The sequence below is a fragment of the Vibrio sp. 1562 genome, from assembly GCF_033340155.1.
GTDB classification, from domain to species: Bacteria; Pseudomonadota; Gammaproteobacteria; order Enterobacterales; family Vibrionaceae; genus Vibrio; species Vibrio alginolyticus.
In genome coordinates this window covers 1-513 of the sequence record NZ_JAWOVY010000791.1, presented here as the reverse complement: position 1 = coordinate 513, position 513 = coordinate 1, and the positions used below count along the sequence as shown (strand labels likewise).

Below are 513 nucleotides of genomic sequence, written 5' to 3'. Positions count from 1 at the left end.
GACAGACAATGTGGTTTGGCTTACATAGTGCAGATCCGATGGATCTTTCACGATCGCTTTTAGTTTCTCAACGTCCGCAGGAGTTTCCACTAAGTACATGCCGCCAGTTTCGCTTGAGTACTGACCCATGGTACCTTCGACTTCTGGGTGACCAGCATGACCAATCAGAACCACTTCCATATTGCGGCGGCTTGCACGCGCAACTTCCATATGAACTTTCGTTACCAATGGGCAGGTTGCATCAAATACCGTCAGATCACGCTGTTTTGCTTCTTGGCGAACCGCTTGCGATACACCATGAGCAGAGAAAATCACGATGTTGTTGTCAGGCACTTCATGTAGCTCTTCAACGAAGATAGCGCCTCGTTGCTTTAGCCCCTCAACCACAAAACGGTTATGTACCACTTCATGGCGAACATAAATCGGTGGTTGATACAGCTCTAGCGCACGCTCTACGATGCTAATCGCACGGTCAACACCAGCACAAAAACCGCGTGGGTTAGCTAATAGGAT

The 513-nt window shown here is 48.7% G+C and carries 1 pseudogene; it reads right to left on the bottom strand.

Annotated features, from left to right (window positions below):
* Positions 1-513 (bottom strand): annotated as a pseudogene (gene ispH / locus R7Z49_RS27695) (4-hydroxy-3-methylbut-2-enyl diphosphate reductase); the annotation flags it as partial.